This is a genomic window from Robiginitalea myxolifaciens, from assembly GCF_900115205.1.
In the GTDB taxonomy this organism is placed as follows: Bacteria; Bacteroidota; Bacteroidia; order Flavobacteriales; family Flavobacteriaceae; genus Robiginitalea; species Robiginitalea myxolifaciens.
This window is the reverse complement of the sequence record NZ_FOYQ01000001.1, coordinates 562062-578067: the sequence shown is the minus strand read 5'-3', so window position 1 is coordinate 578067 and position 16006 is coordinate 562062. Positions and strand designations below refer to the sequence as shown.

15 protein-coding genes are annotated in these 16006 nt (G+C 49.8%); 14 read left to right on the top strand and 1 reads right to left on the bottom strand.

What is annotated here, in order from left to right:
* The first annotated feature begins 193 nt into the window (after positions 1 to 193).
* The 5 genes from BM318_RS02545 to BM318_RS02525 all read left to right on the top strand — a co-directional run bounded on the left by BM318_RS02545 (position 194) and on the right by BM318_RS02525 (position 4900).
* On the top strand, positions 194 to 1024 hold the full coding sequence (locus tag BM318_RS02545; RefSeq protein ID WP_092982036.1) for a prephenate dehydratase: 831 nt from the start codon (positions 194 to 196) through the stop codon (positions 1022 to 1024).
* The gene (locus BM318_RS02540) at positions 1021 to 2205 is read left to right on the top strand and encodes a pyridoxal phosphate-dependent aminotransferase (RefSeq protein ID WP_092980425.1); all 1185 of its coding nucleotides are present in this window, start codon (positions 1021 to 1023) and stop codon (positions 2203 to 2205) included. Before BM318_RS02545 ends, BM318_RS02540 begins: the two co-directional genes overlap by 4 nt.
* Complete coding sequence (locus tag BM318_RS02535) at positions 2202 to 3065, top strand: prephenate dehydrogenase (RefSeq protein ID WP_092980423.1); 864 nt, start codon at positions 2202 to 2204, stop codon at positions 3063 to 3065. Before BM318_RS02540 ends, BM318_RS02535 begins: the two co-directional genes overlap by 4 nt.
* Before the next feature lie 5 nt (positions 3066 to 3070).
* Positions 3071 to 4159: a bifunctional 3-deoxy-7-phosphoheptulonate synthase/chorismate mutase type II gene (locus BM318_RS02530; RefSeq protein WP_092980421.1), complete on the top strand. Its 1089-nt coding sequence runs from the start codon at positions 3071 to 3073 to the stop codon at positions 4157 to 4159.
* A gap of 63 nt (positions 4160 to 4222) precedes the next feature.
* Positions 4223 to 4900 (top strand): head GIN domain-containing protein, encoded by a 678-nt coding sequence (locus BM318_RS02525; protein ID WP_092982035.1) that lies wholly within the window; start codon positions 4223 to 4225, stop codon positions 4898 to 4900.
* 86 nt (positions 4901 to 4986) lie between these two features.
* Here BM318_RS02525 and BM318_RS02520 read toward each other — a convergent pair whose 3' ends face one another.
* Positions 4987 to 5427: a hypothetical protein gene (locus tag BM318_RS02520; protein WP_092980419.1), complete on the bottom strand. Its 441-nt coding sequence runs from the start codon at positions 5425 to 5427 to the stop codon at positions 4987 to 4989.
* A gap of 84 nt (positions 5428 to 5511) precedes the next feature.
* On the opposite strand from BM318_RS02520, the gene rsgA reads away from it, so the two are divergent.
* The 9 genes from rsgA (at position 5512) to BM318_RS02475 (ending at position 15875) form a co-directional block, all read left to right on the top strand.
* Positions 5512 to 6462: a ribosome small subunit-dependent GTPase A gene (gene rsgA, locus BM318_RS02515; protein WP_092980417.1), complete on the top strand. Its 951-nt coding sequence runs from the start codon at positions 5512 to 5514 to the stop codon at positions 6460 to 6462.
* 30 nt (positions 6463 to 6492) lie between these two features.
* Complete coding sequence (dtd, locus tag BM318_RS02510) at positions 6493 to 6945, top strand: D-aminoacyl-tRNA deacylase (RefSeq protein ID WP_092980415.1); 453 nt, start codon at positions 6493 to 6495, stop codon at positions 6943 to 6945.
* A gap of 133 nt (positions 6946 to 7078) precedes the next feature.
* Positions 7079 to 8980 (top strand): DUF3857 domain-containing transglutaminase family protein, encoded by a 1902-nt coding sequence (locus tag BM318_RS02505; RefSeq protein ID WP_177218242.1) that lies wholly within the window; start codon positions 7079 to 7081, stop codon positions 8978 to 8980.
* Positions 8977 to 10968 (top strand): transglutaminase family protein, encoded by a 1992-nt coding sequence (locus tag BM318_RS02500; protein WP_092980412.1) that lies wholly within the window; start codon positions 8977 to 8979, stop codon positions 10966 to 10968. The genes BM318_RS02505 and BM318_RS02500 overlap by 4 nt, the downstream gene beginning before the upstream one ends.
* Positions 10934 to 11260: a nucleotide pyrophosphohydrolase gene (locus BM318_RS02495; protein WP_092980410.1), complete on the top strand. Its 327-nt coding sequence runs from the start codon at positions 10934 to 10936 to the stop codon at positions 11258 to 11260. The genes BM318_RS02500 and BM318_RS02495 overlap by 35 nt, the downstream gene beginning before the upstream one ends.
* A 36-nt stretch (positions 11261 to 11296) precedes the next feature.
* Positions 11297 to 12535 carry a 3-phosphoshikimate 1-carboxyvinyltransferase gene (locus BM318_RS02490; protein ID WP_092980408.1) on the top strand — a complete coding sequence of 413 codons (1239 nt, stop codon included), beginning with the start codon at positions 11297 to 11299 and terminating at the stop codon, positions 12533 to 12535.
* A 148-nt stretch (positions 12536 to 12683) separates the two neighbouring features.
* Positions 12684 to 13733: a tRNA preQ1(34) S-adenosylmethionine ribosyltransferase-isomerase QueA gene (queA, locus tag BM318_RS02485; RefSeq protein ID WP_092980406.1), complete on the top strand. Its 1050-nt coding sequence runs from the start codon at positions 12684 to 12686 to the stop codon at positions 13731 to 13733.
* A 3-nt stretch (positions 13734 to 13736) separates the two neighbouring features.
* Positions 13737 to 14795, top strand: coding sequence for a dual-specificity RNA methyltransferase RlmN (rlmN, locus tag BM318_RS02480; RefSeq protein ID WP_092980404.1), 1059 nt, complete (start codon positions 13737 to 13739; stop codon positions 14793 to 14795).
* A 102-nt stretch (positions 14796 to 14897) separates the two neighbouring features.
* Positions 14898 to 15875, top strand: a complete 978-nt coding sequence (locus BM318_RS02475; RefSeq protein WP_092980402.1) for a polyprenyl synthetase family protein — start codon at positions 14898 to 14900, stop codon at positions 15873 to 15875.
* Positions 15876 to 16006 lie beyond the last annotated feature (131 nt).

The following is a 16006-nucleotide window of genomic DNA, read 5'->3' as shown; positions in this document are numbered from 1 at the left end:
AGCCCCAAACTTAAAGAAAATGACACGTACGTATTTCTGGAACGGATTTTATTTCTACTTCTTTTTTGGGAGAGGTACGGGACCGTTTTAGATATACTACAACGATATAACAAGGTCCCGTTTTTGAAACGGGACTTTTTTTTTGTCGGGGCCGGGAATCGAATTCCTGGTAAAAGACGAAAGTGCAAATAAGGTGGAAACACAAAAAATAGCCATACAGGGAATTCCGGGGTCCAATCACCACATGGTTGCGGAGGCTTTTTACGGAAAGGAAGTTGCCCTTCATCCCTGCCTCTCCTTTCACGAACTGGTCGATAGCCTGCTCGAGGGGGAAGCCGGTCAGGGGATCATGGCTATTGAGAATTCCATTGCGGGCTCAATTATTCCGAATTATGCGCTGATTCACGACAACAGTCTGCATATCATCGGGGAGTACTACCTCAATGTCCACCACCACCTGATGGCCCTACCCGGGCAGCAACTCGAGGCCATACGGGAAGTACACAGCCACCCCATGGCCCTGTTGCAGTGTCGGGAATACCTTAAAAAACAAAAGGGGCTCAAAATGGTGGAAGATGTGGATACGGCTGAAACCGCTCGCAGGATACAACAACAAAATTTGCAGGGGATCGCTGCGATTGCCCCAGTACGGGCCGCTGAACTCTACGGGTTAGAGATCCTATCCTCAGAGATTCAGACCATCAAAAACAATGCAACTCGCTTTGTAATTCTCAAACGGGAAAACAAGGTGTTGCCGCAGGAGGAAATCGACAAGGCTTCCATCCGGTTTTTAACCGATCACAAGCGGGGGAGCCTGGCGACCGTCCTCAATGTTATGAGCGATTGCAACCTGAACCTGACCAAGATCCAGTCGTTACCCGTAATCGAGACGCCCTGGAAATATGCATTTTTTGTGGACATCACCTTTGAGGAGTATGCCCATTTTGCCAAAGCCAAGTCGCTGCTGGAAATAATGAGCGAGGATTTTCAAGTCCTCGGGGAATATAAAAACGCGAGAAAATGATAGCGGAAGCCAAACGTCTCGATACCGTTAAGGAATACTATTTCTCCCGCAAACTCAAAGAAGTTCGGGAGCGTGTTGCCAATGGGAGGCCCGTAATAAACCTGGGTATTGGGAGTCCTGACCTGGCACCCCCTAAAGGGGTTACCGATGCCCTGAAGGATGGGCTGGAGCATCCCGGAGCCCATCAATACCAGAGCTATCAGGGCTTACCTGAACTGCGCCAGAGCATCACCGAATTTTACGCCTCGCATTACGGGACCAAGTTAGATCCGGGTACTGAAGTCCTGCCGCTTATGGGGTCCAAGGAAGGAATCATGCACATAAGTATGGCCTTTTTGAACCCGGGGGATGAAGCCCTGATTCCGGATCCCGGCTACCCGACGTACAGTTCGGTTACCGCCCTCAGCGGTGGGGTTCCGCGTAAGTACATCCTCTCCGCAGAAATGGATTGGTTCCCGGATCTGGAAGCGCTCGGGAAGGAAGATCTCAGCAAGGTGAAATTGATGTGGGTTAGTTATCCGCACATGCCTACCGGGGCAAGCGCCAACCGCGAAAAGTTTACGCGCCTCATCGCATTTGCCCGGGAGCACAACATATTGTTGATCAACGATAACCCATATAGTTTTATCCTGGGAGGAGAACCCCTGAGCATTTTATCCGTGCCTGGCGCGGCCGGGGTAGCCCTGGAGCTGAACTCCCTGAGCAAAACCTTTAACATGGCCGGATGGCGCGTGGGAATGCTTGTGGGGGAAGGTCACTTACTGAAAAGTGTGCTCAAGGTTAAGAGCAATATGGATTCCGGTATGTTTTACGGGGTCCAGCAAGGGGCTATTGCCGCCTTGCGCTGCGATGCCTCCTGGTATGAATCACAAGACGAAATTTATCGACTGCGACGCCGTGCTGTTCAGGAATTGGCAACAGCTCTGGGGTGTACCTATGAGGCAGATACTACAGGCCTGTTCGTTTGGGCACGATTGCCCGAAGGGAGCCCGGATTCTGAAACCAGTATCGATTTACTGCTGGAGCAATACGATATGTTTGTGGCTCCGGGAACCATTTTCGGCCATCAGGGCGAAGGGTATATCCGGTTTTCACTCTGCGTACCCGAGGAAAAAATCCGGGAGGCACTCCGACGAGTTGGTTCGGACCTGCCGTTCTCAAAAAGCATTGAAAAAGCATGAAGATAGTTGTCATTGGCATTGGGTTGATCGGGGGTTCTCTGGTTCGTGATTTGCGCGGATTACCGGAGAGACCATCCGTTCTGGGTATGGATAAGAACCCGGATCACCTGGACCAGGCCCTTAGCCTGGGCCTGATCGATGCCCCGGCCGAGCCGGCTGATTTGGCCACTGCCGACCTGGTAATTGTCAGTATTCCAGTAGATCACGTGGTACGCGAATTACCCGGTTTACTTGCGAAAGTTGGGGAAGAGACCCTGGTCATCGACGCGGGATCTACGAAGGCACCGATATGCCAGGCGGTAAGCGGGCATGAAAAGCGCCGCAATTTCCTGGCCTGCCACCCGATTGCAGGAACCGAGTTCACCGGTCCTGATGCAGCGATCAGCGGGTTGTTTCAGGGGAAGGTCAATATAATTTGCGAGGTGGAACAAACGGCTTTTCGCATTCAGGAGCGCGCCCTGGAACTCTTTCGGCACCTGGGGATGCGCATCCGTTATATGAGCCCGGAGGCCCACGATAGGCACATCGCCTATGTAAGCCATCTCTCGCATATTTCCTCCTTTATGTTGGGGAAAACAGTGATCGAAAAAGAACAGAACGAACGGGACATCTTTGATATGGCAGGCAGTGGTTTTGAAAGTACCGTACGCCTGGCAAAAAGTTCCCCGGCCATGTGGACCCCGATTTTTGAGCAAAACCGGGAAAACGTCCTGGAAACGCTCGATGAGTACATCGCGAACTTACAGGAATTTAGTGATCAGTTGCGTGAAAACCGCTATGAGGATCTCTACCGTCAAATGGATAATACCAACCGTATAAAAGATATTTTAAAAGGAATACCACAGCAGAAACAGGAATAAATACTATGGAAAATTCAAAAGAACTCCGCCGTTGGCTGGATGATATGAACCTACCGCACCCCCTGGTTATCGCCGGGCCCTGCAGCGCAGAAACCGAAGAGCAGGTGTTGAAGATTGCACACCAGCTCAAAGATACCGATGTAAATTACTATCGGGCCGGGATCTGGAAGCCACGTACCCGCCCGGGCAATTTTGAAGGGGTTGGTGCCATCGGACTGAAATGGCTGCAGAAGGTCAAGGAGGAAACAGGACTTAAAACCGCGACCGAGGTCGCCAACAAAGCCCATGTAGACCTGGCCCTGGAGCACGATGTAGACTTGCTTTGGATCGGAGCCCGATCTACCGTTAGCCCTTTTATCGTTCAGGAAATCGCCGATGCCCTGCAGGGAACGGATAAAATTGTACTGATCAAGAACCCGGTCAATCCCGATCTTTCGCTATGGCTTGGGGCCGTGGAGCGTCTGTATAAAGCAGATATCCCTAACCTGGGGGTAATCCACCGCGGATTTTCCACCTATCAGAAGACCAAGTACCGGAATATTCCGGAATGGCAGCTGGCCATTGAATTGCAGACACGTTTTCCAGACCTGCCGTTGATCAACGATCCCTCGCATATCAGTGGTCGTCGCGACCTCATTTTCGACGTAAGCCAGACCGCTCTTGACCTGAATTTTGACGGACTCATGATCGAAACCCACTGGGATCCCGATAATGCCTGGAGCGATGCCGCTCAACAGGTAACCCCGGACCGTCTGGTTCAGATCATGGACGACCTGCGGATTCGAAAGGAGACCGATCAGGAGGCCGAATACAACAGCGCCATCAGCAACCTACGGGCCCAGATCGACGTTCTGGACAACCAACTGATCGATTTACTGGGCAAAAGAATGAAGGTATCCGATGCCATCGGGGAATTAAAGAAGTCCCGTAACGTGGCGGTGCTTCAGACTGGTCGGTGGAATGCCATACTGGGAAGTATGATCCTGGAAGGGGAGGCCCATGGCCTGAGCGAGGAATTTGTCCTCAGGATGTTCAAAGCTATCCACCAGGAGTCTATCAACCACCAGGAGAAAATTATCAACGCCCAGGTGTAACAATAGGAGTTGTGGGTAGTCTTTAAGGAGATCGAAAATGAAAAATGTAATAAATCCAACATCATGAGAATACTACAAACCTTCATCGTCCTCCTCCTGGCTACCACTACCGGCTTTGCACAACGCACCATAGACCGTGAGGTTGGCGAATTTCACGAAATCAAGGTTTTTGACCTGATCGAAGTAAACCTGATCCAGTCCGATGAAAACCGGATCCTGATCAAAGGCGAAAATGTCTATGATATCAAGTTTACCAACGCAGATGGGGTCCTGAAATTGCGTATGGAACTGGAGAAGAAGTTCACCGGGGAAGATACCTTTATCGAAGTCTATTATACCGATCTGGATGTCATCGATGCCAATGAAGGTGCGCGGATTGTTTCTAATTCCACCATAAGCCAGGAGCGTATCGAGCTTCGGGCGCAGGAAGGCGCGGAGATCCGTGTGGGCCTTGAAGTGGAAGATGCCGATATTCGTGCGGTAACGGGTGGAATCGTAAAGGCTTCCGGCATGGCCAACAACCAGGTAATACGGATCAATACAGGTGGCATCTTTGAAGGCCGGGAACTGCATACTGAATACAGCAACATCCGGATTTCTGCCGGGGGAGAGGCGGAATTATTCGCGGCCCAGGCGGTCGATATTGAAATTCGCGCCGGAGGGGATGTCTATGTTTACGGCAATCCAGAAGAAGTGCGGAAAGATCAGATTTTTGGGGGTCGTATCTATATTAGGGACTAAGCTGTTTTACCCCAAAAAAAGAAACCCGGAGCGGCAAGGCTCCGGGTTTTTTGTTTCGCAGTGCTTGTTTTGCGCTACCGCGATTGTTATTTTCTGAAGATGTAGCGGGTAATGAAGATTCCCTGTCCATCTCCTTTACCGCCTTCACTTTCAACAGCGCTGGTCACAAATACAAGTTCCCAGCCTTCAGAGATCATAGTATTAATCATAGAAGAGATCAGGGCATCGTTGGCGGCGATATTCTGAAAGCGGATTCCACCAATATTATAGAAGTTCAGAAGTTTAGTTTCTTCAAAATTCTTTACTCGGATTTCACTTCTATCAGATTTATTCCGGGTTTTATCATCTTCAGTCTGGACAGATGTGAATTCTTTATAGTCTTTATCCTCCAGGGCATTGACAATTCGCGAACGCCCCAAACCATTGGGTACGATAGATTCCACACTAGTTATGACTTTGTAGGTTTGCGCGCTCAGGTCAGCGACCGATAGTGTTAAGATCAGGGCAAGTACAAGTAAACTTCTCATAATTTCTGGGTTTGATAATGTTGGTTATTTTACGACTACAACGTTAACCATTAATTGTTATTTTGCGAAGCCGCAACGTATCAAATGCAGGGAATAGTTTATAAATCGACAGGAAGCTGGTATCAGGTGAAAGCCGAAGATGGCCAATTCTACGATTGCAGGATTAAAGGGCGTTTCCGAATAGAAGGTATTAAAAGCACCAATCCGATAGCTGTTGGCGACCAGGTGCGCTTCCGCTTGGAAACCCTGGGCGATGAAACCGTTGGCCATATTGATGAAATCCTGGAACGGCAGAATTATATTATCCGTAAATCAGTTAAACTCTCTGCCCAGACGCATATTATCGCGGCTAATATTGACCGGGTATTTTTACTGATAACCCTGGATAATCCCAAGACTTACACGATTTTTATCGATCGTTTTCTGGCCACTGCCGAGGCTTATGAAATTCCCTGTACCCTGCTATTTAATAAAACCGATGTCGCCAGCGAGGAAGACAAGGACGAAATTGCCTATCTGATGGGACTCTACCGGGAAATCGGCTATGACTGCCTTGCGATTTCGGCTAAATCCGGGAAGCACGTAGACCGGGTCAAAGCCATGATGGTAGATCAGACATCCATGTTTGCCGGGCACTCCGGTGTAGGGAAGTCTACCCTGATCAATCGCCTGGCCCCGGAGTTGGATTTGAAAACCTCTGAAATATCCGAAACACATCGCCAGGGACAGCACACCACCACCTTCGCCCAGATGTATGATTTGAGCTTCGGGGGACGCATTATCGATACCCCGGGAATTAAAGGTTTCGGGCTAGTGGATATGGAGGTGGAGGAAATCGGAGATTACTTTCCGGAAATCTTCGCCCTCAAGGGGGAGTGCAAGTTTAACAATTGCCTTCACCTGGACGAGCCCAAGTGCGCCGTCAAGGAAGCCTTGGAATCCGGGGAATTGGCTATGAGCCGGTATCGGTCCTATGTGCAGATTATAACTGAAGAAGACGATACCTATCGCCAGGATCCCTTCCAGGAGACCTGATTAATCTGGAAGTACAGGAAAGGCAAACAAATGAGAGCACTAATTCAGCGGGTAAGCCAGGCCAGTGTGGTCATTGAGGGAACAACGGTAAGCGCCATAGGTCCCGGATTACTCGTATTGTTGGGTGTTGCTGAAGGGGACACTGCAGCGGACCGGGAGTGGCTGGCCCGTAAAGTGGCTAACCTAAGAATTTTCAATGATCCGGATGGGGTTATGAATCATTCGCTGCTCGATACCGGAGGGGACCTCATTGTGGTAAGCCAGTTTACCCTCCTGGCCGCAACGAAGAAAGGCAACCGTCCTTCCTATATCAAAGCTGCCGGTCCCGAGGAAGCCATACCCCAATACGAAGCCTTTGTTTCCGATATGGAAGCCCTGATCGGGAAACCAGTCGGCACCGGAGCCTTTGGTGCCGACATGAAAGTAAGTCTTACCAACGATGGGCCGGTGACCATTTGGATCGACAGCCGAAACCGCGAATAGCACTTTACGGACAATTCTTTGATTTGATCGATAATCGCTCGGAGATTGTAAGAAAAATAGCATATTTACGTTAGTATTTCAGGCCGCCAGGCCGTCTAACCGAATGTTTTTGCAGCCTAACCCAACCCAAATTTTGACCCCCCGATTATTATTCCTTTTACTGCTCCTGCCCTGGGCAGGTTTCAGCCAGGGAAACCTGTATCAGGCCAGCCAGTTACCCGATAGCCTGGTTTCCGGAGCCGACGCGGTGATTCTCAAAGAGCGGCATCAAATGAAAATCCTCAGCCCTGATCGGGCAGAAGGCTCCTTCTTTAAAGCCGTTACAGTTTTTAATGAACAGGGGGAATACGATGTGGAGCGGGTTGCCTTCTACGACGACTCGAGATCCCTCAGCAACCTACAGGCCGAGATTTACGATGGAAACGGATCCCTTATCGAAAAAATTAAATCCCGGGATTTCATCGATCAGGCTGCCGTGGACGGCTTCAGTGTTATTACCGATACCCGGCTTAAGTATTTTAGCTACACTGCTCCGAGATATCCTTATACGGTGGTGTTTAGCTATGAGTTCAATACCAGCAATACCGCATTCATACCAGCCTGGTCACCTTTATCGGGCTACGGGGTCGGTTTGGTAAACAGCAGCTTTGAACTTGAAATCGACGGGCAGATTCCCTTCCGGATCAAGGAGAAAAATTTTGAAGGCTTTGCCATCGAAAATAACAGTTCAGGACGGCTATTGCAGTATCGGCTGAAAAATATCCCTCCCTTTGAAGCAGAGGAGATGAGCCCTGTATATCGGGCCTTTGCGCCTCAACTCCTGGTATCCCTCAATGAATTTCATCTGGAGGGTGTGGATGGTTCGGCAACAGACTGGACTTCAATGGGACGCTGGCAGTATCACAACCTGATTGAAAACCGCGATCAGCTTCCCCCGGAAACCGTGGCTGAAGTGAGTCAAATGCTGGAAGGGATCACCGACCCGAGGGAGAAGGTTAAGCGCATCTACCAGTATGTACAGGACAACACCCGCTACATCAGCGTTCAGTTGGGTATCGGAGGTTGGATGCCCATAAGTGCAGCAGATGTCGATAAAGATAAATTCGGCGATTGTAAAGGACTTACGAACTATACCAAGGCACTGCTGAATTCCCAGGGCATTCCCTCGAATTACTGCGTGGTATGGGCCGGTGCGGAAAAGCGCGATATGGAAGCCGACTTTGCCTCCATGCAGGGAAATCATGTGATTCTCAATGTACCCCTGGAGCAGGATGAGATATGGCTGGAGTGTACCAGCCAAACCATGCCCTTTAATTTCCTGGGGGATTTTACGGACGACCGCAAGGTGTTGGTCCTCGATCCCAAGGGTGGATACCTCAAACATACTCCGGCCTACAACGGAGCCGAGAATCTACGCCTTGTTAAGGCCAAACTTGCCCTGGCTACTGATGGTTCCCTAAAAGGGGAGGTAGGAATCCTGAGCGAAGGCGTGGAATACGATCAACGTCTGTCGATGCGGGACTTTTCGGAAGAACGGCGGGACACTTATTACAAAAATTACTGGGATTACCTCAATGGCATCAAGATTTCCGAGGTCGCCTGGTACAACCAAAAGGATTCTGTTCGTTTTGGGGAAAAGATGGAGGTGGCTGTGCTGGATTATTTGTCCCAGGCGGGTAATGACCTTTTCTTTAAACCCAATACCGTAGACCGGCACCTAAGTGTGCCCAATCGGTACCGAAATCGTCAATTGCCTTTTGAAGTGCCCCGCGGGTATTTGCACAAGGCCGAATTCGTTATAGAACTCCCGGAGGGTTACGTACTTCCGGAAATCCCGGAACCCGTTACTATTGACAGCGATTTCGGGAAATATCAAATGGAGATCATCCGAATCTCAGAACGAGAAATTGGTTACCAGCGCAGTCTGGAACTCGCTCCGGGGCAGTATGCCAAAAACAGGTATTCCGATTATCGAAACTTCCGTAGGGAAGTGGCTCGGGCCGAAAACATCAACCTTTTATTACAACCCAAATGAAAAAACCGATTAAGAAAGCAATCTCCGTATTAATGCTGGCAGCTGTGTTGCCGCTTACTGCCCAAGAAATAAAATTTGGGAAGGTAGATAAGGCAGAATTAGAAGCCACGGCCAGTGAAATTGCCCCGAACGCTTCGGCGGAATTTCTGTATCGCTCCCGGAATTCCTATATAAATTATTATCAGGGAAGCGGGCTGAGTCTGATCACCCAGATCCACGAACGCATTAAAATTTATGACAAGGCTGGGTTGGAATACGCTACGCGGACCATTCGCCTCTACAAATCGGGGAGCACCAAGGAAATGCTCGGGAATGTAAAGGGATTTGCCTTTAATCTGGGGGCTAAAGGTGTTGAAAAGACCAAGCTCGAAAAGGATCAGATCTTTGAAACGGATTACAACGATTACCTGGATGAGGTCAAGATCAGCTTCCCCGACGTAAAGGAAGGAACGGTAATAGACCTTACCTACAAGATTACTTCTCCGTTCTTTTCCAGCATTGATGAGTTTGTATTTCAACAGGACATCCCGACCCGGCAATTGCATTCCAGCCTGAGGATCATTGAGTATTTCAAGTATCGGATCCGCACCAAGGGCACGGGCTATTATCCCCCCAAGACAGAAACGACTTTCAACAATACCCTGGGGTTGGATGAAACCAAGATCATCTACGACCTGACCAATATTCAGCCCTTGAAAAAGGAGCCCTTTGTCACGAATATGGATAACTATCGCGATGCGGTCAAAGTCGAAATTGTTTCCCTGGAAATTCCTGGCAGGGAGTACGAGAGCTTTGCCAAATCCTGGGAAGATGTAACCGATGCCATTTATAAAAGCAGCTCTTTTGGGAGCGAGCTCGACAAGAAAAATTATTTTGAAGACGAGCTGGACGCCGAGTTGGCGGGAGCTGAATCGGCCATGCAGCGCGCGGAACGTATCCTTGCCTTCGTTAAAAAGAAGGTGCGTTGGAATGAATCCCGGGGATATGGAGCCAGTGAGGGGGTAAAGCAAGCGTACAAGGATGGCGAGGGAAATGTCGGGGATATCAACCTGATGATGATTGCAATGCTGCGCCACGCCGGAATTCCTACCCAACCGGTATTATTGAGTACCCGGGATAATGGGATTCCCCTGTTTCCCACCTTGCAAGGTTTTAATTATGTAATCGCTGCTGCCGAGATCGGCGGGCAGACCTATTTGCTGGATGCCAGTGACAAGTATTCCGGAGTAGGTGTATTGCCTGTTCGGGCTTTGAATTGGCTGGGGCATAAGTTTACGGAGAAAAGCGCTACCGAAATCATTGGCTTAAACCCCACAGAAAAGGCTGTGGAGATGATTATGATGAACGTGAGTATGTCGGAGGATGGCGTCCTGGAAGGTCAGGTAAAACGAAGACTTACCAATCATTACGCCATGATTGAGCGCTCGGACTATCACGAAGGTACTGAGGAGGATTTCCTCACCGAGATGGAAGCAGCATACGGGGATATTGAAATATCGGACTTCACGCTGGGTGGCGCCGCGGAAACCGAAAAACCACTGGAGGAAAGTTTTACAGTCTATGCCGAGGATGTAAGCCAGGTCGTTGGCGATAAAATCCTGTTCAGCCCTTTATTTTTTCTGGCCCAGGATGAGAATCCCCTGAAATCCGATAAGCGGGAGTATCCCATGGATTTTGGATTTCCATGGCAGGACAGCTTTATTGTCAATGTCCAGATTCCTGAAGGCTATCAGGTGGCACAACTCCCCGAATCTGTGAGTATGGGACTTCCCAACAATATGGGAAGTTTCAAATTTGTCGCCAGGCAACGCGGGGCGGCAGTAAGTCTGAATGTCTCTATTAGCCTGGATCAGGCCAGTATTCCAGCAGAGCAATACGGGATTATGAAAGAATTCTTCCGTCAGATTGTGGAAAAAGAGTCGGAACAAGTAGTTTTGACAAAAACCACAGCCAATGGATCTCAAGGGAGCACAACAGGCGGTAGATGATTGGATAAAAGCCCATGGCGTCCGATACTTTAACGAGCTGACCAATATGGCGCAGCTTACCGAGGAGGTCGGGGAGGTAGCGCGGATAATCGCACGCCGTTATGGCGAACAAAGCGAAAAGGAATCGGACAAGGATAAAGACCTGGGAGAGGAACTCGCCGATGTCGTGTTTGTCGTGCTTTGCCTGGCCAATCAGACCGGTATTGACCTGGAAGCTGCTTTTGACCGGAAACTGGAGTTAAAAACCCGCCGCGACAAGGATCGGCACCAACAAAACAAGAAGCTCAAATAGATTATATTTGGGCTTTTTCCTTTTAAGCATCTTCCTGTGAATCTCAAGCTTTCAGGCCCTTCAAATAAAAGGCTCAACGCGGAATTGACCGTTACCGGATCCAAGAGTGAAACCAACCGTCTTTTGCTGCTGCAAGCCTTGTTTCCCGAGTTGGAAATCGACAATATTTCGAATTCCGACGACGCCCAGGTAATGCAGCAGGGTTTAGCTTCAGATGGGGCACTCGTAGATATCCACCATGCGGGTACGGCCATGCGTTTTTTAACGGCCTATTTTGCCAGTCGGGCAGGAAGGGAAGTGGTGCTGACCGGCTCAGAGCGCATGCGACAGCGGCCGCTTGAAATTCTTGTGGATGCCTTAAAGGATCTCGGTGCAGAAATCACCTATGAAGGCAAGAAAGGTTGCCCTCCCTTACGCATTAAGGGACAGCACCTTAAAGGCCCGCGGGTTACCATGCCCGCGTCGGTCAGCAGCCAGTATATCTCGGCACTGATCTTGATTGGCCCCAGCCTCCCGGAAGGTCTGGAATTGACCCTGGAGGGGAACATCACTTCCATGCCCTATATCCATATGACCCTGGGCCTGCTCAAGCGCCTGGGCATACAGAATTCTTTTACAGGGAACCAAATTTCGATTGCTCCGGCGCAAAGCATAAGCGGCGAGCGGCAAATCACCGTAGAATCGGACTGGAGCTCGGCATCTTACTATTACAGTATTGTGGCCCTGAGCGAACCGGGCACCCGTATTACACTGCGTTTCTATAGGGAGGATTCCCTGCAGGGCGACAGCGCCCTTGTAGACCTTTTTAAACCCCTAGGGGTGCATACCTCCTTCGAAGCCGATCGGATTACCCTAAGCAAAGGAGATGAACCGCTTCCACCTAAAATAAAACACAACCTGATTCAGACCCCCGATTTGGCCCAGACGCTGGTCGCCTGTTGTTTTGGTCTGGGGATCGGATGTGACCTCACCGGGTTGCACACCCTGAAAATCAAGGAGACCGATCGCCTTCAGGCGCTGTATAATGAGATTACCAAATTAGGAGGAAGCATTCGGGTTACCGATCGCTCCCTCTATCTGAAACCCGAACATCAGATGCTTTCCGATAAGCGTATTGCTACCTATAACGATCACCGGATGGCTATGGCCTTTGCTCCGCTAGCCATGGTAGCCCCCCTGAGTTTCGAAGATGCCGGGGTAGTGTCCAAATCCTATCCGGACTTCTGGAAGGACCTGGAGGTCCTGGGTTTCACAAGCGAGGAGGTTTCCGAATAACTTAAACTCCATTTTCCAATAGCCGAGCGTTCAGTTTCTAATAAGCCGAGCGAGCACTTTACTGCAATTAACTTGCACTTTACTTGACATCCCCTGTTCGCAGATCGTATATTTGCTGCCGCCGAACTGAAAACGCCCAGCACTTTATATGAAACTATCGCATTTTAACTTCGAATTACCTAAAGAACTTCTCGCCGAATATCCCGCCGAAAACCGGGACGAATCCAAACTCATGGTCATCCACCGGGATACCGGTAAAATTGAGCACAAGATGTTCAAGGATATGATCGATTATTTTGACGAGGGGGATGTAATGGTGCTCAACAATACCAAGGTTTTTCCAGCCCGTTTGTTCGGAAACAAGGAAAAAACCGGGGCACGCATCGAAGTATTCCTGCTGCGTGAACTCAATGAAGAACAACGTCTCTGGGACGTTTTAGTAGATCCAGCCCGGAAAATCCGGATTGGAAATAAATTGTATTTCGGAGAGGATGAAACCCTCGTTGCCGAAGTCATTGATAATACCACTTCCCGAGGGCGAACCCTTCGCTTCCTCTACGATGGATCGTATACCGATTTCCGCCGCAAGCTGCGGGAACTCGGACAAACCCCGCTACCCAAGTACATCAAGCGGGAGCCGGAACCAGAGGACGAAAGCCGCTACCAGACCATTTACGCCAAGCACGAAGGTGCCGTAGCTGCACCAACTGCCGGACTCCACTTTTCCAAGCACCTGCTCAAGCGCCTTGAAATCAAGGGAATAGATTTTGCAGAACTTACCCTGCACGTGGGGCTTGGGACCTTCAGCCCTGTTGAGGTGGAGGACCTGAGCAAGCACAAGATGGACAGCGAGGAGCTGATCATCGATGAGCGGGCTACGGAAATCGTGAACCGGGCCAAAAAGAACAAGCGTAAGGTCTGTGCTATCGGAACAACCGTAATGCGCGGCCTGGAAAGCGCTGTGTCCTCTGAGCACACGCTGAATACTCATGAAGGATGGACCAATAAATTCATTTTCCCTCCGTACGATTTCAGCATTGCGACCAGCATGGTGACCAACTTCCACCTGCCTAAGTCTACCCTGTTAATGATGGTTAGTGCCTTTATGGGCCACGACCTGATGAAGCGCGCCTACAAGGAGGCTATCCTGGAACAGTATCGCTTCTACTCCTACGGAGACGCGATGCTAATTCTCTAAGCCATGAGCCAGCCCGTCAAAAAGGATATACGTGCCTTGAGCCGGGAGGAACTCCGTACATTTTTTAAAGAGCAGGGCCGCCCGGCTTTCCGTGGCGACCAGGTTTACCAGTGGCTGTGGACCAAGGGTAAAGGCGGATTTGAGGACATGACCAACCTTCCCCTTGAATTGCGGGAAGAGCTCTCCAGGGAATTTGCCATTCACAAGGTTGCCGTGGACCAGATGCAGCGCAGTGCGGATGGAACCATAAAAAACGCCGTGCAACTCCACGATGGTTTGCTGGTGGAGTCTGTACTGATTCCCACTGAAAACCGAACAACCGCCTGCGTCTCCAGCCAGGTGGGTTGCAGCCTGGATTGCCGGTTCTGTGCAACAGCCAGCCTGAAGCGAATGCGCAACCTGAATCCCGATGAGATTTACGACCAGGTTTTTGTAATTGACCAGCAAAGCCGCCATTACTTTGGACGACCGCTCTCCAATATCGTATTTATGGGGATGGGGGAGCCGCTTATGAATTACAACAATGTCATGAAGGCCATTGAGCGCATCACGGCGGAAGATGGTCTGAATATGGCTCCGCGCCGCATAACGGTGTCTACTTCCGGGGTGCCCAAAATCATGAAAAAAATGGCCGATGAGCAGCCCCGCTTTGGATTGGCTGTGTCGCTACATGCCGCAAGGGATGCCGTGAGGACGGATATCATGCCATTCAATGCCCGGATGGGACTCGATCAATTAAAAGAGGCGGTCGCTTACTGGTATGAGAAAACCAAAAGCCGGGTCACCTATGAATACATTGTCTGGAAAGGGATTAACGATACCCCGGAAGATGTGCAGGCTTTACTGGATTTTTGCCGGGCTGCCCCCTGTAAGGTGAACCTTATTGAATACAATCCTATTGACGGAGGGGCCTTCCAACAGGCTTCTGAAAAAGCGCTACAAATGTACATTACGGCCCTGGAGGATGTGGGAATTACGGTGACCGTCAGACGCTCCCGGGGTAAGGATATCGATGCGGCCTGCGGACAGTTGGCAAATAAGTCGGTACCCAAGGATTCCTGATCTGCTTTCGGTGGGAATTTGAAATCCGTTCCCTAAGGGCTTATCCCTGTATTTTCCGTACTTTTATACGGCCAAAAAGCAGGCCTTCCAAATTCGCAATTCTTGAAGATCAGCGCGCAAATCCGGGAACCCATTGAGGCCGAAATGGAACTCTTCGAAAAGAAGTTCCACCAGTCGATGTCTTCCCAGGTCCCTCTCCTCAACCGGATCACCTACTATATTGTAAATCGCAAGGGGAAGCAGATGCGACCCATGTTTGTCCTGCTGACCGCCAAACTCCTAAACGCGGGTGAAGTCAATGATCGTACCTATCGGGGGGCGTCGGTTATCGAGCTGATCCATACTGCCAGTCTTGTACATGACGATGTGGTAGACGAAAGCTACAAGCGCAGGGGATTCTTTTCGATCAATGCCCTCTGGAAAAATAAAATTGCCGTCCTGGTCGGTGATTTCCTGCTAGCCCGGGGGATGCTCCTTTCGGTAGATCACGACGATTTTGACCTTCTGAAAATAATTTCGGTAGCCATGCGGGAGATTAGTGAAGGGGAATTACTGCAGATCGAAAAAGCGCGTCGCCTGGACATTACCGAGGAGGTGTATTATGAAATTATCCGCCAGAAAACCGCAACCCTGATTGCTGCCTGTTGCAGTCTAGGGGCTGCCTCCGTAAAACCGGATTCCAAGTGGGTAGAGTACTTCAGGACCTTTGGGGAACGCTGCGGAATGGCTTTTCAGATCAAAGACGATTTATTCGATTACGGGGAAGACCGGATCGGGAAACCTACTGGTATTGATATCAAGGAGCAGAAAATGACGCTGCCCCTGATCTATGCCCTGAACCAGGCCAATCCCAAGGATCGCAAGTGGTTGATTAATTCTGTTAAGAATCACAATAAAAATCGCAAGCGAGTCAAGGAAGTAATTGCATTTGTAAAAGACTCCGGAGGTTTGGAATATGCAGAGGCCAAAATGCAGGAGTACAAAGCCAGTGCCCTTGAGATGCTCGAAGAATTCGAAAACAATGAATACCGGCAGGCCCTTGAGTTGATGGTGAATTATGTGGTGGATCGGAAACAGTAATTTCCATTTTGGGGATGTCCCCCTCGCCCCTTAATTCAAGATAATCCTTCCCCCTGCAATCGACAAGCGGCAACAGCCCATTCAAAAATTTTAAATTTTTTTCACCCTAAGGCAACCTTTTTTAAAACCGC

What these genes read in the sequence shown, in the direction of transcription:
- BM318_RS02535 (WP_092980423.1), top strand. Translation starts at nt 2,202, where the DNA reads ATGAAGATAGTTGTCATTGGCATTGGGTTGATCGGGGGTTCTCTGGTT.
- BM318_RS02495 (WP_092980410.1), top strand. Translation starts at nt 10,934, where the DNA reads ATGGATCTCAAGGGAGCACAACAGGCGGTAGATGATTGGATAAAAGCC.
- BM318_RS02530 (WP_092980421.1), top strand. Translation starts at nt 3,071, where the DNA reads ATGGAAAATTCAAAAGAACTCCGCCGTTGGCTGGATGATATGAACCTA.
- BM318_RS02540 (WP_092980425.1), top strand. Translation starts at nt 1,021, where the DNA reads ATGATAGCGGAAGCCAAACGTCTCGATACCGTTAAGGAATACTATTTC.
- dtd (WP_092980415.1), top strand. Translation starts at nt 6,493, where the DNA reads ATGAGAGCACTAATTCAGCGGGTAAGCCAGGCCAGTGTGGTCATTGAG.
- BM318_RS02500 (WP_092980412.1), top strand. Translation starts at nt 8,977, where the DNA reads ATGAAAAAACCGATTAAGAAAGCAATCTCCGTATTAATGCTGGCAGCT.
- BM318_RS02525 (WP_092982035.1), top strand. Translation starts at nt 4,223, where the DNA reads ATGAGAATACTACAAACCTTCATCGTCCTCCTCCTGGCTACCACTACC.
- rlmN (WP_092980404.1), top strand. Translation starts at nt 13,737, where the DNA reads ATGAGCCAGCCCGTCAAAAAGGATATACGTGCCTTGAGCCGGGAGGAA.
- BM318_RS02520 (WP_092980419.1), bottom strand. Translation starts at nt 5,427, where the DNA reads ATGAGAAGTTTACTTGTACTTGCCCTGATCTTAACACTATCGGTCGCT.
- rsgA (WP_092980417.1), top strand. Translation starts at nt 5,512, where the DNA reads ATGCAGGGAATAGTTTATAAATCGACAGGAAGCTGGTATCAGGTGAAA.
- queA (WP_092980406.1), top strand. Translation starts at nt 12,684, where the DNA reads ATGAAACTATCGCATTTTAACTTCGAATTACCTAAAGAACTTCTCGCC.